The 23047-nt window shown below is 64.7% G+C and carries 20 protein-coding genes and 1 tRNA gene; 8 read left to right on the top strand and 13 right to left on the bottom strand.

What is annotated here, in order from left to right; translation table 11 throughout:
* Window positions 1-77: 77 nt before the first annotated feature.
* On the bottom strand, window positions 78-1370 hold the full coding sequence (locus QGN31_RS05695) for an MCE family protein (RefSeq protein ID WP_014942779.1): 1293 nt from the start codon (window positions 1368-1370) through the stop codon (window positions 78-80).
* A 372-nt stretch (window positions 1371-1742) separates the two neighbouring features.
* Between QGN31_RS05695 and QGN31_RS05690 the strand changes: the two genes are divergently transcribed.
* From QGN31_RS05690 to QGN31_RS05680, 3 genes are all read left to right on the top strand, one after another.
* Entirely contained in the window at window positions 1743-2822 is a 1080-nt protein-coding gene (locus QGN31_RS05690) for a hypothetical protein (RefSeq protein WP_158020470.1), read from the top strand.
* Between the two features lie 162 nt (window positions 2823-2984).
* On the top strand, window positions 2985-3521 hold the full coding sequence (locus tag QGN31_RS05685; RefSeq protein WP_014380894.1) for a hypothetical protein: 537 nt from the start codon (window positions 2985-2987) through the stop codon (window positions 3519-3521).
* Between the two features lie 20 nt (window positions 3522-3541).
* On the top strand, window positions 3542-4030 hold the full coding sequence (locus QGN31_RS05680; RefSeq protein ID WP_008259599.1) for a glutathione peroxidase: 489 nt from the start codon (window positions 3542-3544) through the stop codon (window positions 4028-4030).
* Window positions 4031-4041: 11 nt separating this feature from the next.
* On the opposite strand, the gene QGN31_RS05675 is transcribed toward QGN31_RS05680, so the two are convergent.
* The 8 genes from QGN31_RS05675 to QGN31_RS05640 form a co-directional block, all read right to left on the bottom strand.
* The gene (locus tag QGN31_RS05675) at window positions 4042-4821 is read right to left on the bottom strand and encodes an RsiV family protein (protein WP_014942780.1); all 780 of its coding nucleotides are present in this window, start codon (window positions 4819-4821) and stop codon (window positions 4042-4044) included.
* 175 nt (window positions 4822-4996) lie between these two features.
* Window positions 4997-5073: transfer RNA gene (locus QGN31_RS05670), tRNA-Met, on the bottom strand.
* A 101-nt stretch (window positions 5074-5174) separates the two neighbouring features.
* Window positions 5175-5603 carry a tautomerase family protein gene (locus tag QGN31_RS05665; protein WP_014383140.1) on the bottom strand — a complete coding sequence of 143 codons (429 nt, stop codon included), beginning with the start codon at window positions 5601-5603 and terminating at the stop codon, window positions 5175-5177.
* A 101-nt stretch (window positions 5604-5704) separates the two neighbouring features.
* Window positions 5705-6706: an LLM class flavin-dependent oxidoreductase gene (locus QGN31_RS05660; RefSeq protein WP_014385622.1), complete on the bottom strand. Its 1002-nt coding sequence runs from the start codon at window positions 6704-6706 to the stop codon at window positions 5705-5707.
* Between the two features lie 7 nt (window positions 6707-6713).
* Complete coding sequence (locus QGN31_RS05655) at window positions 6714-8312, bottom strand: UbiD family decarboxylase (RefSeq protein WP_014942781.1); 1599 nt, start codon at window positions 8310-8312, stop codon at window positions 6714-6716.
* Between the two features lie 10 nt (window positions 8313-8322).
* Window positions 8323-8979 carry a UbiX family flavin prenyltransferase gene (locus tag QGN31_RS05650; protein WP_014385624.1) on the bottom strand — a complete coding sequence of 219 codons (657 nt, stop codon included), beginning with the start codon at window positions 8977-8979 and terminating at the stop codon, window positions 8323-8325.
* A gap of 36 nt (window positions 8980-9015) precedes the next feature.
* Complete coding sequence (locus QGN31_RS05645; RefSeq protein WP_014380898.1) at window positions 9016-9519, bottom strand: Dps family protein; 504 nt, start codon at window positions 9517-9519, stop codon at window positions 9016-9018.
* A 395-nt stretch (window positions 9520-9914) separates the two neighbouring features.
* A complete protein-coding gene (locus QGN31_RS05640; RefSeq protein ID WP_014385625.1) occupies window positions 9915-10838 on the bottom strand; it encodes a helix-turn-helix domain-containing protein in 924 nt (307 codons plus the stop codon).
* An 815-nt stretch (window positions 10839-11653) separates the two neighbouring features.
* On the opposite strand from QGN31_RS05640, the gene QGN31_RS05635 reads away from it, so the two are divergent.
* The 3 genes from QGN31_RS05635 to QGN31_RS05625 all read left to right on the top strand — a co-directional run bounded on the left by QGN31_RS05635 (window position 11654) and on the right by QGN31_RS05625 (window position 15537).
* Complete coding sequence (locus tag QGN31_RS05635) at window positions 11654-13060, top strand: FAD-dependent oxidoreductase (RefSeq protein ID WP_014380901.1); 1407 nt, start codon at window positions 11654-11656, stop codon at window positions 13058-13060.
* Entirely contained in the window at window positions 13047-13766 is a 720-nt protein-coding gene (locus QGN31_RS05630; RefSeq protein ID WP_014712220.1) for a nitroreductase family protein, read from the top strand. The genes QGN31_RS05635 and QGN31_RS05630 overlap by 14 nt, the downstream gene beginning before the upstream one ends.
* Before the next feature lie 217 nt (window positions 13767-13983).
* Window positions 13984-15537 (top strand): GMC family oxidoreductase, encoded by a 1554-nt coding sequence (locus QGN31_RS05625; RefSeq protein ID WP_014385628.1) that lies wholly within the window; start codon window positions 13984-13986, stop codon window positions 15535-15537.
* A gap of 24 nt (window positions 15538-15561) precedes the next feature.
* Here the strand turns inward: QGN31_RS05625 and QGN31_RS05620 are convergent, their stop codons facing one another.
* Window positions 15562-18351 (bottom strand): helix-turn-helix transcriptional regulator, encoded by a 2790-nt coding sequence (locus QGN31_RS05620; RefSeq protein WP_014942784.1) that lies wholly within the window; start codon window positions 18349-18351, stop codon window positions 15562-15564.
* Between the two features lie 275 nt (window positions 18352-18626).
* Here QGN31_RS05620 and QGN31_RS05615 point away from each other — a divergent pair, with 275 nt between their 5' ends.
* Window positions 18627-19598 (top strand): GlxA family transcriptional regulator, encoded by a 972-nt coding sequence (locus tag QGN31_RS05615; RefSeq protein WP_193375515.1) that lies wholly within the window; start codon window positions 18627-18629, stop codon window positions 19596-19598.
* Here the strand turns inward: QGN31_RS05615 and QGN31_RS05610 are convergent.
* The 3 genes from QGN31_RS05610 to QGN31_RS05600 form a co-directional block, all read right to left on the bottom strand.
* The gene (locus tag QGN31_RS05610; protein WP_014385632.1) at window positions 19589-20497 is read right to left on the bottom strand and encodes an SDR family oxidoreductase; all 909 of its coding nucleotides are present in this window, start codon (window positions 20495-20497) and stop codon (window positions 19589-19591) included. The genes QGN31_RS05615 and QGN31_RS05610 overlap by 10 nt on opposite strands.
* A 99-nt stretch (window positions 20498-20596) precedes the next feature.
* Window positions 20597-21295 carry a nitroreductase family protein gene (locus QGN31_RS05605; RefSeq protein ID WP_014380908.1) on the bottom strand — a complete coding sequence of 233 codons (699 nt, stop codon included), beginning with the start codon at window positions 21293-21295 and terminating at the stop codon, window positions 20597-20599.
* A 19-nt stretch (window positions 21296-21314) separates the two neighbouring features.
* Complete coding sequence (locus tag QGN31_RS05600) at window positions 21315-21965, bottom strand: HD domain-containing protein (protein WP_009956598.1); 651 nt, start codon at window positions 21963-21965, stop codon at window positions 21315-21317.
* Window positions 21966-22066: 101 nt separating this feature from the next.
* On the opposite strand from QGN31_RS05600, the gene QGN31_RS05595 reads away from it, so the two are divergent.
* Entirely contained in the window at window positions 22067-23047 is a 981-nt protein-coding gene (locus QGN31_RS05595) for a GlxA family transcriptional regulator (RefSeq protein WP_009956596.1), read from the top strand.

Below are 23047 nucleotides of genomic sequence, written 5' to 3'. Positions count from 1 at the left end.
AACTATCGCGCCGCGCGCGGCGGGGCCGTCGACCGTGGCGGCACGCGAATGATGGTTCCCGGCAACTCTTTCGCGTGCTACGGGTTGATGGTGTTGTCGCCGACTTGACGGCCCCAGACGTACTCGATCGCGTACGGCGATCCGGTGTCCAGGTGGTTGTAGGGCGCGAGGCTGTTGCCGGTGTCCATCACGAGTTCGGGCGCGGGCCACAGGTCTCGGGTGACCCGCTGCCAGCAACCCGGGGCGCCGCCGGGGCCGCCGCGGGCGTTCACGCGTGGCAGGTTCTCGGGCCAGATGTAGGGGTTGGGCGCCCCGCCGACCACCCCGGCGATGCCGCCCAGGAGCGACGCGATGACCGGGACGGTGGCGACCGGATTGAGCAACAGACCTAGGCCCGAGGTGACCTCGGTGTTCATGTTCAGCGAGTAGCCGTTGAAACCACCTTCGGAGGCGCCGGTGATGGGCACGATGTCGTGGTAGTTGTGCAGGGTGCAATAAAGCTCGGGGCTGTAGGTGTCGAGCAGTTGGGCCGTGGGCACCAGATCGGCGGCCCCGCGCGCCAGGTACGGGCCGCCCTTGGTGAACAGGTCCGCGCCGGTGTTGCCGAACCCGGCCGCCGACAACAACGCCTGATCCAAATCCTTTTGCTGCGCGTTGATCGTGCGCGAGGTGACCACCGCGTTGCTCAAAAAGTCGAACAAATCCGGCGAGGCGTCCGCATACGTGTCCCCAAGCGCCGCCAGCCGCTGAATGTCCTTGCGCGCCTGCGGCATCCGCGGATTCACGTCGTCGAGGAGCGTATTGGCGTTGACCACCGACTGCCCGAACTTCTCCCCCAGCCCGGCCAACGACTGCGCCGCCGCGCTCAACGTCAGATTCAACTTGACCGGATCGACCTTCTGCGCGATCGAGGTGATCGTCTGAAACAGCGTGTTGATCTCGGTGGTCACCGAACGCGCATCCAACACGGTGTGCGCCGAGATCTTCTGCGGCGACGGGTGCGCCGGCGTCGTCAACGACACATACTTGCCACCGAACACCGTCGTCGCCTTGATATCGGCATTCACATTCGACGGGATCAACGCCAAATACCGCGGATAGACCTCCAGCGTGAACTTCGCCGCCGGCTTACCATCACGCACCGTCTCCGCGATCTTGCCAACCCGCCCGATCTCCACCCCGTTATAGGTCACCTTCGACCCCGGATCCATCACCAACCCAGCCCGCGACGCCAGCATCGTCAACTCGGTCTTCGGCGTGAAGCCGCCCCGGAACTGGATGTACACCAGGGCCAAGATCACCGCGAGCACGAGCAGCGTGGCGACCGCGATCCACTTATAGGGCGGGGTCCGCTGCGAGTTGATCTGCACAGGTGAACCGGGACTCTGCTGTCTCGATACCACCGTCGCCGCCCCTTACGTTCTCCCCCGGGTCAGAGCCGATACCAGGAGCCCTTGATAGAAAGACCACTAAAATCTACCGCGGCGCCCGCACTTATGCGAACCGCCATTAACAAAATCGGAGACATCGCGACCGGCGACGGCTTTCACCGAAGCCGCCTCCCCGACGCATGAGTTGTCGAGGGCAGGGAGGCGATGCGGCTGGACACTTGCCAAAGAATACGGCGGCGTTGTCACTCACTGCCACGGCCCTGACTGGCGCCATCGACGAGTTTGTTCGTTTCGCCTCGATACCGCGGCCAAGCGGCTTACGCTCCTCGCCGAGAATGGGAGGGTCCCGAAATGTCAACCTTTAACGACGACAACGAACGCACGGATTTCGTCTACGGGTCCCACGGCAACCAATGGACTTCTCCACCGCAGGGGTCTCCCCCTCTGGCTTACCCGCCGTCCCCTAACGCACTGAACGATGCACCTTTTTACCTGCCGAATGTGATCGCGGCAATCGTGGCAAGCGCGGGAATCGTCGTCGGCAGCATCGGTACATGGGCGTCCGTGCCCGCGTCAACGGGAACACTGTTTGTTGCCGGCATGGACTTCCGGGGGCACTGGGGGCTAATAACACTAATCCTGGGTTCTGCTTCAGCGATCGCATTATTCGCACAGGTCAACTGGGGCAGGACTGGGTCCAGCCTTCGATGGGCGGTGCCAATCGCCTGGGCAGTACTGGTCGCCGGAATAGGTTGCCTCGCTATCGCTTTGGTAAACATTGCTTTCGTTACGTCGCTGACGACCTTTGCGCAAGTGTATTTCGGGATTGACCACGCCGCGCAGGTCGGATGGGGACTGTGGCTGCTGGTCATTTGTTCGGCGGCGCTCTGCATAACAGGGGCGGTCGTGGCAGTTCAAGTGGGTAACGCCAGCCAGGACTACGGCCGGCCTTCGCAAGCGGCGTGGGCAGCTGGTTGGAGGTGGCTGGCAATCGGAGCGTCGGCAGTGATCTTCGTATGTGCGCTAATCAACGCCTACCGCCCGCTAATTCTCGACAACCACACCAGCGAACCTGCAACGGCGACCAGGACCGTGACGATGCGACCATCCCCATCGACCCTGACGTTGCCTGCCCAGGCAGCTCCTTCACAACCGGCTGCGCTCGATCCGACGGTTCCTCCCAACGCGACGCGTTGCTCTTCTAACGCGGTCAACATTCCACTTAACAACTCCGCAGCCGGAACCGACATCACCAGTTGCCCATTTGCCGAAGCAGTACGCAGTCAGTACCTCGGCCAAGGACTCAGGGCAACAACTGTGAGATTGACTGTCATCAGCCCAGTCACTAGCCAGAGCTACCCGATGACCTGCATAGGAAATCATGTAGTGATGTGCACCGGCGGGACCGACGCAGTGGTCTACCTCTACTAGCCACATTGTCGGGAAAACTTTCGCAACCTGGGTCGGCTGACGCTTTTCCAGCTCTCAACCTTCTCGAAAGACACTGCGGTATCACAACGACCTAAACGCCTTTAGTCGTCGCGGCCCGGCAGTCCGGGCCTACGCTCAAAGGAGACTAAGGAGAGGTGCGCAATGCTCGCAGCGTTCGGATTCGAATCCCTGGGTGTGGTCGTCGGCGACATGTATTTCGTCGACCCGTCCCCGCTCGAAGGTCAGGAAACCCCGGAGCGGGGAGTCAGACTGGAACTGCGCCTCGTCGACCGGGCCGAGCCCCAGGGCTCGATCTATGCCGGTGTCCCGATCGCCTTCACCCGCCCCGTGTGGCGGGTGGACCTTTTCGGATCGACGGAAAGCCCACCGGGGATGCTGGACCGGGCCCATCACCACCCGCGTTTCGACGGCTGGGAACCCGGACGCCGGCACTTCGTCCCGGAGCTCTCAGCGGACCCGGTGTCGTGGCTGGCCGAGCAGTTGGCCGACCCGTCCGCCGTGCTGACCCGGGCCGGCGTCGACGCCGACGCGGTCAGCGAGGCCGACAAGAAGGGGCTCGCCGCCGCGGCGCCGGAGATCGTCGCCGCGGTGAAGCGGTTGCTCGACGGCGTGCGGGACGGGGAGCTGGCCCCCGAACCCGCCGAGCCGGTTGCCGCCGCCCGTACCGGTTGGCTCTGATCTGCGTTAGCGTCGTCGGCGTGACCCTCAAAGACATCGCCCTGAACACCCTCGACGGCCGGCCCACCACGCTGGCCGAATTGTCCGACGGCGCAACGCTCGTCGTCAACGTGGCCTCCAAATGCGGGCTCACTCCGCAGTACACGGCGCTCGAGAAGCTGGCCAAGGACTACCGCGACCGCGGCCTGACCGTCGTCGGCGTCCCCTGTAACCAGTTCATGGGACAGGAACCCGGCACGGCCGACGAGATCCAGGAGTTCTGCTCGACCACCTACGGGGTGACGTTCCCGTTGTTGGCGAAGACCGACGTCAACGGCGACGGCCGCCACCCGCTGTACGCCGAGTTGACCAAAGCCGCCGACGCCGACGGCCAGGCGGGAGACATCCAGTGGAACTTCGAGAAGTTCCTCCTCGCACCCGACGGTGCGGTGGTGCAGCGCTTCCGGCCCCGCACCGAGCCCGACGCCCCCGAGGTCATCAGCGCCATCGAGGCCGTGCTGCCGCGGTAGGTCGGCGCTCGCTAGGCGAGCATCGGGTCGATCGCGGAGCGCGGCACCAACACCTGAGTGGCGTCGGGCACCATGCGACCTTGGTCGAAAAAGAAGATCACTCCGTCGTTGGTGACCGCGAAATTCTGGTAGTTGGCGGGGTCGTAGGCGGCGGCCGGCGCGATGGCCACCGGCGGGGGCGTCGGCGTCTGGTTCGCGGGAGGTGTGGTCTGCGGCTGGTTCCCCGGCGGGGTCTGCGGCGGGTTCGCGGGCGGCGCGGCCTGCTTCTGCAGCTCGCTCTGCACGATCGGCGCGACGGTCTGCAGCGGGTCGTCGACGCGCCACAAGGGCGTGTTGTTCTTGTCGTCTGAGGCGGCGGTCCACACGATCGCCTTGCGATAGGTCTGGTCCCAGTTGAACGACTTGAACGTCGTCTTGGGGGCGCCGGTGTTCTCGACGACCTTGAACACCACGGCCTCGGTGCCGCGCGGTGGTATCGCCGACCCGTAATTCGTCGACGAAATGGTCAGTTGGTAGGGCTGGTCGCGGGGTGCGGACGATTTGGCGGCGTTGAGGAAATCGTCGCGCTCCTTGGTGATGAAGTCCGCCACCGACTTCTCGTCGGGGTAGTTGACCGGGAAGCTGATGTCGACGTTGTAGCCGGGGTCGGCCATCTGGATCTTGCATGCCTGGCCGGTGTTGGCACCCTTGAGTTCGGCGCAGTAGTCCTTCGGCGGCGCGGCGGCGGCGACGCCGGCCGAGCCGAAGAGAACGAGGGCCGTGGCGGACGCTGCCACCTGGATGCTGCGCATGTGGGATCTCCTCCGACAACTCGCGGTACCGATGCGACGGACGGAGGTAAAGATATGCCATCGCGTGCTTGGCGAACACGTTCCCGACTGATCATTCGCTTTGCGAACGTTCGCGCCAACGCCCCCGCCGGGCGTGAAAACGGCCCCCGGAGCAATCTCCGGGGGCCGTTTTACCTGGTAGCGGGGACAGGATTCGAACCTGCGACCTCTGGGTTATGAGCCCAGCGAGCTACCGAGCTGCTCCACCCCGCGTTGGTGAATGCCAGGTTACCGAACCGGTGTCACGGCGACCAAATCGCGCGCTCAGCGGGGTGAGCGGCCCGGCGTTCGCTGACAGGACTGCGCCGGGCGCGTCAGAGCGCCATCCCCATTTGCGTCAGTCTGACCCGGTTCTCGTCGAACCACTCCTGTTCGCGACCAGGCTCAGGCAAAACCAATCCAGCCTCCATTGCATTTGCCGGGTCGACTTCGGTCAACGCGACGAGAAATTCGGCTTCAGACTGGCCGGTGGCACGACTCCACATCCGCGAGAATTCGCGCAGCATCGTTTGGCGGGTCGCGGCATCGCGCCCGTGGCGGATGGCGCCGAACAGGTAGGAGTGGCTCGCCTGTTTGCGGCCAACGAAGCAGTCACCCACCGGGATCTCGTGGAAAAGAACGTTGACGAATAATTCCGGTGCTCCGGTGGCGCTGGTGTGAATGGTGGTGATCTCGTCGGCGATTCGAGCCTTCGCCGACTCGCTCAGCAGTCCTGGCGGACTGTAACACTGGTAGACGGGCATTCGTGGGAGTCCTTTCGAACGAGTAGGGATTTGGCCGGCGCTATGCCGCCAAGGAAGGCGAGCAGATCAGCGACCCCATCGGGGCGACCGAACCGGCCGTGCTAACCACGCACGGCCGCCATGAATCTTTCGAGTTCGCATGGGATGTCGGGTCCCGAGGGCTCGATCATGACCTCGGTGGCACCGGCCTCCGCCATCGCCGCGACGGCCCTCCCGACCGCGTCGGCCGATCCGCTCAGGGTGACCGACGGAACCGAGGCGTAGCCTCCGGCATGCCAGGCCGCCATGTCGGCCGTGTTCATCTCGACCATGGTCCCCTGGTGAATGTGTAAGTGGCGCAGGCGTTGCGGGATCCGCTCGATCACGTCCAACCACGCTGCGCCACCCGGCATCTCGCGCAACGCGTCGGCACCCTGCGTGGTGTAGACGAAATGATATGCCGCCGCCCAGGGGGCACCCACCGCCGAGCGGACCCGTTCGTCTGCCAGGCTCTCCCCTTCGTCGAGTACGGTGCCCATTGTCGCTACCACTGTGCGCGCAAAATCACGCTGTCCGGGCACGACATTGAACATCGAGATGATCCCGTCGGCGCCGACCCGCTTGGCGACGCCTGCACCCTTGGGACCGGTTGCCGCCAGCAGCAACGGGATTCGCAGGGGCAGCACCTCCGATTGCGATGAGCTGAGCATCAATTTTATGGCCGCACCTTCCCAGTCGACCACCTCGCCGGCCAACAGCGCCTGGTAGGCACGGATATAGGCCTCCATGTACGACCATGCGATCGGGGGCTGGCCGATGGCCGCGCGGCTGGAGAATCCTGTGCCGAACGACGTCAGAATGCGTCCGGGTGCCACTCGGTGCAGTGAGACGGTCTCTGCGGCGTTGACCAACGGATGACGCTGTGTCGGAATCAGTACCGCGGGACCCAGCTCAATCGTCGTCGTCCGCTCGGCGGCGCGGTGCAAGGCCAGCCAGACGTCATCACCACCGAACGGACTGTCGTAACAGTAGGCGCGCCGATAGCCAAGTTTCTCCGCTGAGGCAATGTGCTGAGCCGACTCGATCGACGGTGGTAACGCGACGCTTACCGCAACATCCGTCATCGCCTCTCTACACCTCCGGCATTCGCTTGCTGAGTTTTTGCAGCGTCAGCATTTCGCGTCCTTCGTCGTCGAGGTACGGGATGCCGATCCCGTACTCTTCCCACCGGCCGGCAATTATGGATTCCAGCTCGGGCGATAACCGATCGGTCGGCGGGAAGCGGCGCCCGCCCCATTCCGCGCGAGGCTCGATCTCCCAGCTACGGGTGGCGTCGATGAGCACCCGCGTCCACTGGCCGGCCCCGTACTTGTTGGTGTCGTTCTTCTCCGGCGGGGTCGACGGATCGAGCGAGGAGCCCAAACCCGGTCCAAAGAAAGCGATGTCGCCGAGCCCCGCGTTGACCCGATAGGACATGGCCCAATCCAGCGCGACCGGATCGTGGATGTCGATGTCCTCCTCGACGACCATCACGTTTTTGTGGAACCACACCGATCCCCCGGTGCCCCAGAGCGCCGCGGCGATCTGTTGCGCGTGGCCGCGGTACCGCTTCTGGATCTGCACCAGTGTGTTCTGGCCGTTGGTCACCTCGGTCATCCAGAGGTCGGTGATGCCGCCGATGCCAAGATCGTCGAGCACGTTCCAGGTGATCGCCGACCGTGCGAAGTTGGTGATGCTGTCCTCGTTGAACATCCCCGGCCGGATGCCCTCGAGGGTGCCGCGAAGCACCGGGTCGTTGCGGTGGGTGATGCGGGTGACCCGCAGGACCGGCGCCGGTGCCGCGCCGCCGATGAAGCCCGGATACTCGGCGAACGGACCCTCTACGACGAACGTCGAGGGGTCGGGATCGATGAAGCCCTCGACGACGATCTCCGCGGTCGCCGGCACGTGCAACGGCACAGATTCGCAGGGCACCAGGTCAACGGGTCGGCCGAGCAGCGCCCCCATCATGTCCCACTCACAGACGTTCTTGGGAAAGGGGCTGCCGGCGCAGAACGGCAGCACGTCGTGCCACCCATAGACAACCGCAACCGGCATCGGCTCTGGCTTGTATTCCTCCATATGGCCGCCCCAGCCCTGGCTGGGCACCAACAATTTGGCGATCTTGTCGCGGTCGACGATCTGGCCGCGGTAGAGACCAATGTTGTCGCGTCCGGTTACCTTGTCTTCGGTGACGACGCCGCAGAAGGTGTCGATGTAGCGGCCGCCGTCCTCACCGTGCCACTTCGGGACGGGGAGCTCCCACAAATTGATGTCGTCGCCTTCGACGATGTTCTCTTTGACCGGGCCCGAGTCGACAACGCGTGGTGGGATGGGCTTTTTGAACGCCTCTCGCAAGCGACGAACGATGGCCGAATCGCTGGTGCCTTCTGGCAGCCCGAGCATCAGTTGGACCTGGCGCCGGCTGCCCAGTGCCGACGTCAACAGCTTTGTGCACCTGGTGTTCTCATGGCCGACAATGTTTTCGAACAGCAGAGCCGGGCCGCCCAGAGACAGGTTGGCGCGGGTGATCGCACCGATTTCCTGGTCCCAGTCGACAGCGGCTCTGACCCGACGCAACTGGTCCGCCGCTTCCAGTGTTGCCAGCCAGCTACGCAGGTCGGGTCCCGCACCGGCCCCGTCCGGTTGGGTGATACTCGTCGTTTCCGGCAGGCTTGTGCCCGTGGTCATTTCGGTCTCCTCACTCGATCGGGGCGCACAGCGGCTGGCGCAACTCCTGCTCGATCCGGGTGGCCCACCGGTCGGCCTCCGTTAGAGCTGAGTCGCCGTTTGGGTGTTGCTGATCGTCCTTCCAGCGCTTGATCAGACTGTGTTCGATGCCGAGCTGATCAAGGACCCGGCCGACCACATAATCGGTCACTTCGTCGACCGAGGTGGGCCGCGCGTAGTACGCCACCGTCGGTGGGAAGATCACGGCTCCGGCTCGCGCCAGGTAGTGCATGTTCTCCAAGTGGATCTCACTCAACGGGGCCTCGCGCGCGACCAGGACCAGCCTGCGTCGTTCCTTGAGCGTCACGTCGGCGGCGCGCGTGATCAGGTTGTCGCTGAAGCCGATTCGGATGGCGCTCAACGTCTTCATGCTGCACGGGCAGACCACCATGCCGTCGGTGCGGAACGATCCACTGGAGATGCCGGCGGCGAGGTCGCGTGCGCTGTACGCGTGTGAGGCCAACGCCCGAACCGCCTCGACGCTGGTATCGGTCTCGAGCTTGATCGTCGCCCGCGCCCAGTCACTCAACACCAGGTGCGTCTCGACACCCAAGTGCCCGAGGGTTTCCAGTAGGCGGATGCCCAGAGCGGCACCGGTCGCTCCGGTCATGGCAATCACCAATCTCATGACCTCCTCCTTTCACGGATCGCCGCTCGAGAACAGCTACGGCGTAACGTTTTCCGACTTCAGCAGCCACGCCTCTTTCTCGAGGTCATCGATGATGGCGTGCAATAGGTCGGCGGTCGCGGGGTCAGCAGCGTCGACGTCGTCGTGCACGGCGCGGATGGTGCCGACGACGGCGTAGATGCGGGTGGTGATCAGGTCAACGGCTTCGGCGGCGCCGATCAGACCCGGGGGGATAGCCGGAACCGTCGTCGTCGCCACCACCGTGTCCGAGCGGCCGTCCGGGACCGCGTCCAACGCGCGCAGTCGTTCGGCGATTGTGTCGCTGGCCTCGCGGGCGGTGTCCACGATGGCGTCAAGTTGCAGGTGCAGGTCGCGGAAGTTCGTGCCGACGAGGTTCCAGTGCGCCTGTTTGCCTTGCAGGTGCAGTTCGATCAGGTCGACCAGGACCCTCTGCAGGTCTTCGAACAGGCTCGCCGCGGCCCGAAAGGGCCGTACGTCGGCGGCGTTACGCCGGTTGGCGGACAGTGAGATCGTCATCATGCTTCCCTTCAGATGGGGGCCGGGTGGCGGTACCCACGGCAATCCTTCCGTCGTGGATCCAAGTCTGCGGCGAACCGAACGGCCGTCGCATCCGCCGGTGGCTAGTCATGCGGGGTCGTCGATCTTCACGCCATAAGGGGTCCGACGGCCCATGCTCCGGAACCCTTCGGTTCACTATGCGTTGCCGAAAGGTTGTGCCCACTTATCAGACGGGACATCTTTCCCACAATTAGCGCCATGGCCGTACAAACGCCTGGGCGCTCTGCTGCGCCGCCTTGTTCAGCCGAAGCGAGAAAGTCCCGTGCAAATCGCTGCCGTTGTGCACACGCCGCGCGCGGTGATTGCGCTCGACGCACGCACTGTCGCCAGCCTCCGGCATGTCGAAATCCCACGCGTCACGCGAGCAAGTCCCGGCGGTAGGCGGTCGGCGTCGTCGCGAGCCTCCGGCGCATCACCGCCGCCAAATGCTGAGAACTCGCGAACCCGCATTGGTGGGCGATATCGGTGATGCTCAGTGACGGGTTGCCCAGCAGCTCACAGGCGTGCATGAACCGACGATTCATCAGCCACCGGTGCGGCGGCTCTCCGGTGCCCTCCAGGAACAGTCCTGAAAGGCGTGTCGTCGACAAGCCCACCACCGCCGCCAGTTCGTTCAGGCCGACATCATCCGAGAGGTGCGCCTCTAGGTAGTCGATTGCGCGCCGCAGGCGCCAATCCCGATAGCCTGGACCGCTTTTCTTCGCTAAGGACGGGGATCCCGACACACTCGAGTGCTGGCGTATAAGTCGAACAACGAGTTGTTGACCGAGAGAGTCAATCATCATCCGGGAACACCCGTCCCGGTGAGTCATTTCGCGAACAATCTGCCGGCATATGCTCTCTGCCAAGGGGTCCCGGGAACACATTGGATCGATCAACGTGACCGACCGAGCCACCTTGACGGCGCCGCTTTCCACCGCGAGCATTTCCACCATCGCGTGCGGCACATACACATGCAGATAACTAAATGGCCGCTCAGCGCTGAATACTCCTCTTGGCTGTTCGCCGGCGACCACAACGTTCATGTGGAAAGCCGGATGTTCGCGGCCCCATTTGCGGCGCCCGTCACCAAAGTACGTGTGGTGGTGATGTCCGCTCAGGGGCATGGCGATAAGGTCCGTGGTGTCGACGGCCGGACCCACCAATTCGTATGCCGATTTGTTTTCGAACCGCCAGATCGCTGCGGTAAGAACACCGCCGGAGCCTGTGATGCGTTGTCCGGGCTTGAAGCCCAGGCACTCAGAAACATCTTCGGGCGTGACGAATGCGGGCCCAGTCATGCTTGGACGCCCTGCCCAGGCGCCGTGTGGACGCCGCGCGCGGACCGGTCGCGGTCATCCGAGATCACACAGACAAGTCTCGACTCGGTGTCGGGCCTTCAGCCACCGATGATGGGACACGTTTCCCACAGATAGCGACATCGTCCGGCTACGCACGACATTCCCGAAATCGGTGCGTGTCTCGTGCACAAGGTACGCGCCGCAGACACGCCAGTGACCCACCTGTCGCGGTAGACACGTCCGAACGTTTCGTTTTACACGCGGAGGAACACGATGGATGTCAATCGGTTGGATGCCCAAGCGGCAGCCACGGTCACGGCGGAGAAATCGGCCAAGTCTCAAGCGAGACCGAACGCTCGATTTCCGGAGCACCGCCCCCTGCCCCTGCCGTCCGTGACGAGCATTGCAGGGCAAGCATGCTTTCACAGCTTTGTCGCGCTATCGCTGGTGTTCGCAAGCGCCATGTTGTGGGCGGCAACATTCGGCGAGCTTCCCATGTTCGTCAAGCCTCCCACACATTGCGTTCAATACGACTTCGGCCCGGCGGGCTCGGCTGACCGCCTCAGTCGATGAAGATGGGCATGAACACACACCGAAGCACGAGAACGAGATTCGGCTCAGAGCGCTATCGCTTTGTGATCCCGGATTATTCGCGGTCGACCGAATTGGACGACTCGCTTGGCCGGGATGTCGTTTTACGACAACTTGTCCTGCACGGCCTCGCCACGGTCTTGCTGATGATGGCCGCCTTCGCAATCAGCTGTTAGTCCTCGCGCGTCGTCCGCCGACAAAAACGGATCAGAAGGAGACTCAGTGTGCCTGAATTCGGCGAAACCGCAGTCGTTCTGGGGGGAAGCATCGCCGGCCTGATGGCCGCCCGTGTTCTGGCTGACTACTACACCACGGTGACCGTGGTGGAACGAGACGTTCTGCCCGAACGCCCAGTGGCCCGCCGCGGAGTGCCCCATGGCCCTAGCCCGCACATTCCCCAAGTTCGCGCCACGCAGACCATGGAGGAGCTGTTCCCCGGGCTCCTCGATGAGTTGGTGGCGATGGGAGCGCGAGTGTGGAAGGACGGTGACCTATCGCGAATCTGGATGTCGTTCGCTGGGCACAAATTTCTGCAATCCGGCACCATCCCGGATCCCGAGACGGTGATCAAGTACTACGTCAATAGGCCCCTACTCGAGTGGTGCATCGGACGCAGAGCACGCCACATTCCCAATATCGAGTTCCTCGTTGGCCACGATGCGGTGAGACTGACTTCGACTCCGGCCCGTAACCGGATTACGGGTGTCGTGACCGCACAGCGTGACTCAGGTGCGGAAAGAATCTTGGCCGCCGATCTGGTGGTCGACGCCACAGGACGCGGTTCGCGGACCCCGGTATTCCTCGACGATCTCGGCTACCGTCGCCCCCACGAAGATGAGCTGATGGTGCATGCCGCCTACGCGAGCACGTTGTTGCACGTGCCACCTGGAACGTTGCGCGAATACATGGCTGTCAGTGGCGCATTGCCCGGCCGGCCAACGGGATTCGCAATGTTCGCCGGCGAAAACGACACCTACATGGTTGGAATGCAGATGATGGCGGGAGGCCAGCCGCCCTCCGACCACGACTCGCTGCTGGCCCGCTTGGCAGAAGTCGCGCCCGCGCATGTCGTTGAAGCCGTGCGTCGCGCCGAACCACTCGGACCGCTGCGTCAGCATCGCTTTCCAGCGAATCGGTGGCGCCGATACGACAAGTTGACGGCGATGCCTCAGGGTTTGATCGTCATCGGCGACGCCATGTGCAGCTTCAATCCAGTTTACGGGCAAGGAATGTCGATCGCCGCTGTCGAGGCGCTCATCCTGCGCACGTGCCTTGAGCGCGGCGACCGCGACCTTCAGCGGCGGTATTTCCGAGCGGCCGCCAGGGAGATCCGGACCGCTTGGCAGGCCGCCGTCGGGGCAGACCTAACGCTTCCTCAAATCCAGGGGCCGCGGCCTTTGTCCATGCGAATAACAAACGCGTACCTCCGTCGGGTTATGGCAGCCGCGGAAACCGACCCCGTCGTCGTCCAGCAATTCATGCGGCTGATTGGCATGGTCGACCGTCCGTCGCGCCTGCTGCGCCCCTCGATGGTGTTGCGTGTCATGACGAAGTCGAGGCGGGCGACCAAGGACAAAACGCACGTCAGCGCCCAGCCCTGCAAAGAGGAACAGGTCAATGGACATCTATGAAGCGCTCTACACGACCAGAACGATGCGCCGCATGCGGCCGGACCCGATACCCCTGGGCACGCAGGCCCGCATACTTGATGCGGCGATCCGTGCGCCCAACGGCGGCAACACCCAGCGCTGGCATTTCCTCGCGGTCGACGATCCCGCGCTCAAGCGCTCGCTGGGTGAGTTGTACCGCCGCGGCCGCGAGAAAGAGCACGAAGAATTCAGGACAGGGACAATGGCCGCGCCCGCGCCCGGCCTGGATCCCACCGCGCACGCCGACACGCTGCGTCGCGTCATCCGCTCGGGCGACTACCTGGCCGATCATTTCGACGAGACACCGCTATTGCTCTTTGTTTTCGCGATCGACGACCACGGCGGTGCCAACATCTTTCCCGCCATCTGGAGCGCGCTGCTGGCCGCCCGCGCCGAAGGCGTCGGCGGTGCCATGACAACTTTGCTTCGCTATTTCCCAGATGCGGTGAATGAGCTCTTGGGGGTGCCGATCGAGCAGGGGTGGACGATGTCGGCCATGGTGGCGTTCGGGTATCCACTCGGCAGGTGGGACGTTGCCGCCAATCGCCGCCCGGTGCACGAAGTCTCATCTCGTAACCGTTGGGGCGCTTCTTTCGGCACCGACGTGCCGCGACCACTGTGGCCCGGTAGCGACGAACCAATCCTGGGCAATCGGTTGCGGCAGGTGAATCCCGACTCCCGGTGTTGAGAGCCAAGGATTCCATTCCACATCGATCAAATCGGGGAGATTGCGTGATCACTTCAAACAAGGGCATTTTCGCTCGACGCCACGACGACGCGCGTGGACGCCCTGTGAACGGGCATCAGCGGCTGCTCGGCCAAACCGGGTTCCGGATGGTCCGGAAAGCCGACACTACAACGGATTTCAGCGTCGTCGAAGCCCGCGTCAGATGACTTCGACACCAATGCCGGCACCCGAGGTTGCCGCGCGCTACGACTTCGTGATCTGTGGGTCAGGGTCTTCTGGATCGGTCGTCGCCGGTCGGCTTTCGGAGAATCCGGACGTTACGGTGCTTTTGCTCGAGGCCGGTGAAACCGATGATGTTTCGGCAGTCCACGATCCCACGCAGTGGCCGCTGAACTTGGGTAGCGAGCGTGACTGGTGTTTCGTCTCGCAGCCGAGCGCCCATCTCAAGGGCAGATCGGTGCTGCTGTCGATGGGGAAGGTGCTCGGCGGGGGGTCGAGCATCAACGTGATGGTGTGGGCTCGGGGACATCGAAGCGACTGGGACTACTTCGCAACCCAGGCGGGTGACGAAGCCTGGGGCTATGAATCGGTGCTTGACATCTACCGTCGCATTGAGGATTGGCACGGGCCGGCAGTCTCCGCCCGCGGCACCGGGGGCCCCATGTCCGTGACGTCCCCGCCCGACCCCAATCCGATCGCTCCGGCCATCGTCGAGGCTGCTCGCTCGCTGGGGATCCCGAGCTATCCGAGCAACAACGGCGCCATGATGGACCGCGGCGGCGGCGCAGCGCTCTTGGACGTGACATTGCGAAACGGGCTGCGGCAGTCCGTGTATCGCTCCTACGTTCATCCGCACCTGCACCGCCCGAACATGACAGTCCTCACCGGTGCGACGGTGACTCGGTTGGTCGTCGGCCGAAACCGGGCTACGGCGGTCGAGTTCTCGCACAACGATCGGACGCACCAGGTCGTCGCGGCACACGAGGTAGTTGTCTCGCTTGGGGCCATCAACACGCCAAAAGTCCTCATGCACTCCGGTATCGGCGACGCTGACGAGCTGCGGCGCTTCGGAATTCCCGTCGTGGCGCATCTTCCGGGCGTCGGCAGAAACTATCAGAGCCATCCACGGATCGACTGCGTGTGGGAATTCCGCGAGCCACTCGAGCCACGGAACAACGCCGGGGGCGCCGGGGTGTTCTGGAAGAGCGACCAGAACCTGGAGGCACCCGACCTGCAGATCTGCTTCGGCGAAGTTCCGTTGTCCAGCAGCGCGAACGCTGCCGCTTATGGCCTGCCCGAGCACGGGTGGACGGCGTGCGCCGGGGTGCTGCGCCCGAAAAGCTCTGGCCGAGTCCGGATTACCGGAGCAAGGCCATGCGACCCGGTGTCGGTCGAAGACAACATGCTGGCACACCACGACGACCTCGCGGCCGCCATCGCCTGCGTGGATCTCGCCCGTGAGATCGGCAACTCGACAGTACTTCGGCGTTTCAACAAGCGCGAGGTCATGCCGGGCGATCTCACACGTGCCGAGCTCGAACAGTTCATCCGCTATGGGGCCGAATGCTATTTCCACCAAAGCTGCACGGCGAAGATGGGACGCGACAGCATGTCTGTGGTCGACTCGAACCTCAAAGTTCATGGCATAGAAGGGCTTCGGATTGCAGACGCCTCAATCATGCCTCGGATCACCACCGGCAACACCATGGCGCCCTGTGTCGTCATCGGTGAGCGCGCCAGCGACATCCTCAAAACGGCGCACGGACTCTGACGCCGGCGCTTGGGCATCTGTTTGTCACCCTGAACCTGGACGATCTGTCGGCAAGACCCGGTCAAGTTGACTGCGCGAGCTGATATCGAGCTTGGTGAACACCTTGCGAAGGTGGTACTGGACGGTTCTGGGGCTGATGAACAACCGGGCGCCGATCTCCGGATTCGACAAGCCGTCCCGAGCCAGCCGCGCGACCTGAGTTTCCTGCGCCGTCAGCTTTTCACCGTCGACACCGGCAGTGCGCTTTCGTGCGGTCTCACCGGTGGCCTGCAGCTCACGTCGGGCCCGTTCAGCGAATGCCTCCATCCCCATCGCGTCGAGCATTTCGTGCGCGATACGCAGCTGCGTCCGCGCCTCCGTGCGCCGGCGCCCCCGCCGCAGCCATTCACCGTAGAGCAGATGCGTGCGGGCGAGCTCGGCACGGACACGACTGTGCCCGTAGTGTGCGATCGACTCTCGGTACAGCAGCTCGGCGGCCTCACCGTCGGCCAGCAGCGCACGGCAGCGCGTCTCCACACCGAGCGCCCATCCGGTGCGGGAAGCGCTGGTCATCTCGGTGATCCACTCCATCGCTTGGGTTGCCTCTTCGCGCATTCCGCTTCGCACGGCGGCCTCGACAAACTCTGCCGCGGCCCAGTTGGCCACCCCCGGGTAACGAAGGCTGGGATACTCCTGTTGCTCGAGCCCGCGGCGGGCGGCCGCCAGTGCTTCCGCGTAGTTGCCGAGGCCGTTATGAAGCAGGGCTTTCGTCCACTCGGCCACGGCGATCGAGATGCCTTCTCCCCGTTGAGGGGCTTCTGCAACGGTCCGCGAGATGAGCGCCTCCGCGTCTGCTTGATGGCCGCGGATCGAGGCCAGGGTCATGGCGGCGTACGGCGCGAGGTTGCTTCCCGTGGCCTCGGTCACCGTGTGCTGCTCTTCGACCAGCACGCTCACAGCCGTCAGATCGCCAACGAACGTCAGCAACATCGCCCGTGTGCTCAGGGCGAGCGGAAGCGCGTTCATCGCGCCCGTCTTACGTGCCAACGTGAGGTAACGTTGCGAGAGCCTGTCCCAGTGTGCGTCATCCCAAAGGTGCAGTGCCGCTTGGCTAGTCAGCCACATCCAGCGAAGCTCGTCATCAATCGACATACCGGTTCCCGTGGCGTCCAGCGCCGCACGCAGGTATGGCACCGCGGCCGAATACCCCTCGATGAAATTCGCCGCCAGCCCGTTAAGCACGAGATCGGGAGCGCGTGGCAGCTCCGCCGATCGGGGGGCCGCGGTCGCAGCCCGCGCTACCTCGAGTACGTGACCCCCCGGACTGGCGAGACGGCCTGCGAACTCAGCGGCGGAAATCGCGTCCAGGTACGTCTCCCGGGCCAGTCTGGCGTCAATCGGCTCGAGCCGCCGCGCCGCCCGAAGCAGCAGGAGCGGAGCATCGCCGCCCCGGTTCGTGGCGTATGCCAACTGGGCACGAATGAGGTCCGCCCGAGCATGCTGCAGTTCGCTGAGCGGTCCGCGCTCGGCCATGGCAAGCAGATCCAGCGTCGAGTCGAACGCGCCGGCGTCGGCTTTCAATGCCGCGGCAACCAGAGCGCGCTCGACGCGAAGGGCCGGATCGAGGGTCAACATCGTCGCCCGCTCGTGAAAGGCGGCCGCGGCCGCCATGCCGCCACGGGCCCGCGCCCGCCCTGCCGAACGCTCCAACTCGGCGGCGACGTCCTCGTCCGGACCTGGCGCAGCATGTGCGCGATGCCATGCGCGCCGGTCAGGATCGGAGTCCGGGTCGGTCACCTCGGCCAGCGCGGCGTGTACCTGCTGTCTGATGTGCAACGGGGCCGCTCGGTAGGCGGCTGAGCGTGCCAGCGGATGGCGGAAACGCACCCGCGCACCGAATTCCGCCAAGCCCGCCTCGATCGCCGGGGTGGCGGCCTGCGCACCGATCTCCAAACGTGCGGCGGCGCGCCACAGCAGCCCCGGGTCGCCGAGCGGCTCCGCCGCCGCCAACACCAACAATCGACGGCTCTGGTCGGGCAAGGCCTCCACCCCGCGGCGGAAACTTTCCTCCATCGCAGCTGACAGCCGCGGCGCCCCTGGTAACCCGAACCCCCCGGCCAGTTCTCGCCCCGCGAGACTACGGGGCAATTCGAGCAGCGCCAGTGGATTGCCGCGAGTCTCGGCGATGATCTGGTCGCGCACCCGCGCATCCAGCGGCGTGGCCAAAACCGTCTCCAATAAAGCTCGCGCGTCCTTTTCCGTGAGCCCGTTGACCTCCAGCGTCGGGAGCTTTTTCAGCTCGGGGTTCACAACCCGCGTCGTGAGGACCAAACCCACAGATTCAGCGGCCAACCGCCGGGCGACAAATACGAGCGTCTGCGACGAGGCCTGGTCGAGCCACTGCAGATCGTCGACCAAACAAACGAGCGGCTCGACCTCAGCCATGCTGGAGAACATGTTCAACACCGCCAACCCGACGAGAAGGCGGTCCGGTGCGGGACCTATCGTTTGACCCAATGCCGTGCTCAAAGCGTCGCGTTGCGGCACCGGCAGATAGTCGAGACGATCGAGCATCGCCGCGCACAACTGGTGCACCGCGGCGTAGGCCAGCTCCATCTCCGACTCGACCCCGCTGGCACGGATGACGCGACAGCCGGCGGCCCGTTCACCGACGTAGTCCAGCAAGGCCGTCTTACCGACACCCGGCTCTCCATGAAGTACCAGAACACGGCTCTCACCGGCGCGCACGCGGGTGAGAAACTGTTCCAGCGCAACACATTCCGCGTGCCGGCCTATCAGGCCACCACCATTCCGTGGCGGCGACACCGGGTCCACGGTGTCGAGAATAGTCGCGTGGTCAGCCACCCGCTGGCCAAAGGATGCTGTTCGGGCGCCAGGCGTCGTTCACGATGATGTCACGCGCTGACAAGAGCTTGAGCCCCCAGGTTCCCCCTCCGGTGAATTTCTTTGTCGCAGTGTGAGTCCAGCGTCGCGCACGCCGCCACTTATCCGGCAGCGTTTCTCAGGTGATCGCCGTTCGTGTCGCCGATCCACACGTTGTGACACCCTCCGGCTTGTACTCGTCGTCGCCGGCGCGACACGATGGGCGTATGGCGGAGGCCAACGCAACAACTCGTGTGGTGGTGATCGTCGTCTTCGACGGCGTGAAACTGTTGGACGTTGCGGGTCCCGCCGAGGTGTTCGCCGAACCCAATCGGTTCGGCGCACGCTATTCGCTCGAAATCGCATCGGTAGACGGACGCGATGTGACCACGTCGATCGGCACCCGATTCGCTGTGACGTGTCCCCTCTCGGCCCTCGAATCCGTCGACACCGTCATGGTCGCGGGCGGTGACACGCTGATCGGGCGGCCGATCGATCCCGCTCTCATCGAAGCACTCAAGACCGTCCCGGGCCGGACCCGGCGCTTGGCATCCGTTTGCACGGGTTCGTTCATCCTGGCGCAGGCGGGCCTGCTCAACGGCAAGCGGGCGACCACGCACTGGCGGCATACCGGGCGGTTGGCCCGCATCTTCCCCGAGGTGAGCGTCGAACCGGATGCGATCTTTGTCCGCGACGGAGATGTATTCACCTCGGCGGGAGTGTCGTCGGGCATTGATCTCGCGTTGACGTTGGTGGAGGCGGATTATGGAGCCGAGTTGGTCCGTAAGGTCGCCCGGTCGTTGGTGGTATATCTCAAACGCGCTGGCGGACAATCGCAATTCTCCGTCATGGTGGAGGCCGACCCTCCGCCGGATTCTCCACTCAGGGCGGTTACCGATGCCGTCAACGCGGATCCAGGTGCCGACCACAGCGTGAAAAAGCTTGCGGCTCAGGCATCTTTGAGTACGCGCCAATTGTCCAGACTGTTTCAGTCCGAGTTGGGTTTGACGCCGGCACGTTATGTCGAGTTGGTTCGCGTCGATTTCGCTCGTGCCGCACTCGAAGCCGGCCGGACCGTTGCCGAGACCGCACGGGTAGCGGGCTTTGGGAGCACAGAAACACTCAGGCGGGTTTTTCTCAGCCGCCTGGGCATCACCCCCAGCGCCTATCGGGATCGTTTCCGCACCTCCTACGACTGAAACAACCGGGCCGGCTGCAACAGGTCGTGCATCCCGATGCGGTGGAGCATCTCGGCCCTGAGCCTGTCGAGCACGGCGAAGCCGACCTCCGCGCCATCATCGGCAGGGTCGATATGGACCCGAAAAGGACGCTGCCCAAAGGGTTCTTGCACCACGTTGACGACGGCTTCGGCCACTGTGGATGCATCGGCATCCGGAGGCACGATCGCTGCAACGGCCTCACGAATGCGGGCGGCGAACCCCGCGTACGGTCCGCCCTCATACTCGTCGACCACCGCCTCATCAGCGGGTGAGCCGGCACGTGCGAAGTGGTTGGTGCCGCTGGTGAACGCGCCGGGAACGATGATGGTCGTCTCGATGCCCCACCGCGCGAGCTCCCGGGCGTAAGCCACGGCCAACGCATCCATCGCGGCCTTCGCCGCAAAGTAGGGGGCGAGATAGGGTGGCGTGCCGCCGGCCGCACTGCTGCTCGATACCCACACCAGGAGGCCTTGCCGTTGCCGTCGCATGTGCGGCAGGATCACGCGGTTGACGCGCTGCGTGCTCAGCACGTTCACGTCATAGAGCTCTGCCAACTGTTGCGGTTGAAACGCCTCGGCCGGGCCGAACACCATCTGTCCCGCGTTGTGAACCACCACGTCGATCCGCCCGTTGGCCTCGAAGATCCTTTCAATCGCGGCATCCACCGAAGTCTGCGACTGCACGTCCATTTCCACAGCCCGCAGCTCGACGCCATTGTCCTTCGCGAAGTAGCCGATCGCCTCAACCTGAGACGCGTTGCGGCCGTCCGTGTCCCGCATCGACGCATAAACCCTGTGGCCGGCTAACGCCAGCGCTTCCGCGCTGAGGCGGCCGAACCCGCTTGATGCACCGGTGACCACGATGACGTCGCGACCCATATGGAAAGCTTGACTAGCCTATCGGGTGATCGCATCCGCCGATGGCTAGTTCTCGTCCCTCTGGACTTCCCGGACGCCGCGTTGGCCCGCACGGCCGATTCATCCTGCCGCGGGCAGGCTCGCCGTGTCCTGCGGCGGCCAAAGCGGTTGCGGCACTTCGACACCGAACGGCGTGTTCCAGCCGTTTCGGGATGAAACCTCGTGCACGGGATGCCGATTGGCCGCGACACCCCATTTGCCCCGCGGGTAGCCGAGGGCCAGCATGGCCGACATCGTCCAGCCCTCCTCGACGGGGACGCCCAGTAACTCGTTGACCCTGTCCTCGAAGTTGCGGAGCACCATGGTCATGACGCCGCCGACGCCCTCGGCGCGGGCGGCCAGCAGCACGCTCCAGATCGCCGGGAAGATGTTGGCTCCACCGAGGTCGTCGATCGCGAAGACGAAGAGCAGCAAGGGAATCTCTTCGAAATGGTCGGCCAGGTAGTCCCCCGACCCCTTGATTCGGCGCATCGTCTCGGCGTGGGCGGCCGCGTCGGCACCGGGCGCGGGCGCCACCATCGGTCCCGTCCCCGCCCCGAACTTCTCGTATTCGAGGGCGCGGGCCCGCCGGAACAGTTGGGCGAACTCACCGATGAGCGCCGGATCGTCGACGGCGACAAAGTGCCAGCGTTGGGTGTTGGCCCCGTTGGGGGCGCGAATGGCCGCGTCGAGGATGCGGGCCTGCGTGTCCAGCGGAACCGGATCCGGCCGCAGCCGCCGCATCATCCTGGTGGTGTACAGCGCCTCGTGGATGTCCATCTGTCTACTCCCTTCCGGGCTATTCCGGCCAGCTGTTGTGCAGGATCTTGTCGACGAAGTCGACGCGCTCGAACTTGGGATCGAAGTGCGCCAGGACGTCGGCGTTCATGGTGCCGGCCGTGGTGTGCGGGCGGTGCTTCATGCCGTCGTTGAACGCCGCCAGGATGCGGTTCTTGAAATCGGGGCGCGGGTGGGCGGCGGTCACCGCGGCGAGCGCCTCGGGAGCCAGCTGCTCGCGCCCGACGCCGACCACGTCGACCTCCACACCGGCCTGCAGCAGCGCGACTTCGGGCGCCAGGAACTCGGGCACGCCGGGCGTCGTGTGCAGGGCGATGCCGAGCCACACGGTGTCGGCGTCGGCCTTGTCGGCGCCGGCGTCCATCAGGAAGTCCCGCGCCGCGTTGGCGCCGTCGACCTCGAAGCGGACGGTTGAGTTGCGGTAGTGGTCGGTCAGGCCGACGTCGTGAAACATCGCGGCGGCGTAGAGCAGTTCCAGGTTGGGGTGGATCCCGCGGCGCAGGCCCTGCAGGGCGCCGAAGAAGAACACCCGCCGGGAATGGTTGAACAGCAACTCGTCTTCGGTGTCGCGAATGAATTCGGTGACCTCGCGCGCCAGCGCGGTGTCGGGCACGTGGATGCCGGCGATGGCGTCGATCGAGCTGGTGGTCATGGTCTTGTCTCCTTCTGCGGTGACGGTTGTGCCCAGTGTGCGACGGTCCGGTCGATCCGACGCCGCTCGTTTGAGCCGTCAACTCCTCAAAAAGCGACACAATGGCTGACGTGGCGCACGAGGGAAAGCATTCGCGGGTGGTGGTCATCGTCGTCTTCGACGGGGTGACGCTGCTCGACGTCGCGGGGGCGGGTGAGGTCTTCGTCGAGGCCAACCGCTTCGGCGCCGACTACCGGCTCAAGATCGCGTCGGTGGACGGCCGCGACGTGACGAGCTCGATCGGGACCCGGTTGGGGGTCACCGATCGCCTGTCGGCCATCGACTCCGCCGATATCGTCCTGGTGGCCGGCAGCGACCACCTGCCCGGGCGACCGATCGATCCGGCGCTGGTCGAGGCCGTCAGGTCGGTCGCCGCGCGGACCGGGCGGATGGCGTCCATCTGCACGGGGTCGTTCATCCTCGCGCAGGCCGGCCTGCTCGACGGCCGGCGCGCCACCACGCACTGGCACGACGCCCGGTTGTTGGCCCGCGCCTTCCGGGACGTCACCGTCGAGCCCGACGCGATCTTCGTGCGCGACGGCGACGTGTTCACCTCGGCGGGGATTTCCTCGGGTATCGACCTGGCGCTGGCACTGGTCGAAATGGATCACGGGACCGAACTGGTGCGCGACGTCGCCCGGTGGCTGGTCGTCTATCTGAAACGGGCCGGCGGCCAATCACAGTTCTCGGTGCTGGTCGAGGCCGATCCCCCGCCGCAGTCGCCGCTGCGCGCGGTCACCGAAGCGGTCGCGGCGGACCCCGGCGCCGACTACAGCGTGAAAAAGCTTGCGGCCCTGGCATCGTTGAGCACCCGCCAGCTGACCCGGCTCTTTCAATCCGAGCTGGGGATGACACCGGCGCGCTACGTCGAACTGGTTCGCGTCGACTTCGCCCGTAACGCGCTCGAGGCCGGCCGATCGGTCACCGAGACCGCGGGCATGGCCGGCTTCGGCAGCATCGAGACGCTGCGACGCGCGTTCGTCAATCACCTGGGCATCAGCCCGAAGGCCTATCGGGACAGGTTCCGAACCGCCTACGCCTGA

It is taken from the genome of Mycobacterium sp. 2-64 (assembly GCF_035918375.1).
In the GTDB taxonomy this organism is placed as follows: domain Bacteria; phylum Actinomycetota; class Actinomycetes; order Mycobacteriales; family Mycobacteriaceae; genus Mycobacterium; species Mycobacterium intracellulare.
The sequence above is the reverse complement of the archived record's forward strand: the minus strand, read 5'-3'. Positions and strand labels throughout refer to the sequence as shown.

Bases quoted from the DNA above. Each gene is read 5' to 3' on its own strand.
- QGN31_RS05690 (WP_158020470.1), top strand. From the start codon at position 1,743: ATGTCAACCTTTAACGACGACAACGAACGCACGGATTTCGTCTACGGG.
- QGN31_RS05685 (WP_014380894.1), top strand. From the start codon at position 2,985: ATGCTCGCAGCGTTCGGATTCGAATCCCTGGGTGTGGTCGTCGGCGAC.
- QGN31_RS05675 (WP_014942780.1), bottom strand. From the start codon at position 4,821: ATGCGCAGCATCCAGGTGGCAGCGTCCGCCACGGCCCTCGTTCTCTTC.
- QGN31_RS05665 (WP_014383140.1), bottom strand. From the start codon at position 5,603: ATGCCCGTCTACCAGTGTTACAGTCCGCCAGGACTGCTGAGCGAGTCG.
- QGN31_RS05660 (WP_014385622.1), bottom strand. From the start codon at position 6,706: ATGACGGATGTTGCGGTAAGCGTCGCGTTACCACCGTCGATCGAGTCG.
- QGN31_RS05655 (WP_014942781.1), bottom strand. From the start codon at position 8,312: ATGACCACGGGCACAAGCCTGCCGGAAACGACGAGTATCACCCAACCG.
- QGN31_RS05650 (WP_014385624.1), bottom strand. From the start codon at position 8,979: ATGAGATTGGTGATTGCCATGACCGGAGCGACCGGTGCCGCTCTGGGC.
- QGN31_RS05645 (WP_014380898.1), bottom strand. From the start codon at position 9,519: ATGATGACGATCTCACTGTCCGCCAACCGGCGTAACGCCGCCGACGTA.
- QGN31_RS05640 (WP_014385625.1), bottom strand. From the start codon at position 10,838: ATGACTGGGCCCGCATTCGTCACGCCCGAAGATGTTTCTGAGTGCCTG.
- QGN31_RS05630 (WP_014712220.1), top strand. From the start codon at position 13,047: ATGGACATCTATGAAGCGCTCTACACGACCAGAACGATGCGCCGCATG.
- QGN31_RS05625 (WP_014385628.1), top strand. From the start codon at position 13,984: ATGCCGGCACCCGAGGTTGCCGCGCGCTACGACTTCGTGATCTGTGGG.
- QGN31_RS05615 (WP_193375515.1), top strand. From the start codon at position 18,627: ATGGCGGAGGCCAACGCAACAACTCGTGTGGTGGTGATCGTCGTCTTC.
- QGN31_RS05610 (WP_014385632.1), bottom strand. From the start codon at position 20,497: ATGGGTCGCGACGTCATCGTGGTCACCGGTGCATCAAGCGGGTTCGGC.
- QGN31_RS05605 (WP_014380908.1), bottom strand. From the start codon at position 21,295: ATGGACATCCACGAGGCGCTGTACACCACCAGGATGATGCGGCGGCTG.
- QGN31_RS05600 (WP_009956598.1), bottom strand. From the start codon at position 21,965: ATGACCACCAGCTCGATCGACGCCATCGCCGGCATCCACGTGCCCGAC.
- QGN31_RS05595 (WP_009956596.1), top strand. From the start codon at position 22,067: ATGGCTGACGTGGCGCACGAGGGAAAGCATTCGCGGGTGGTGGTCATC.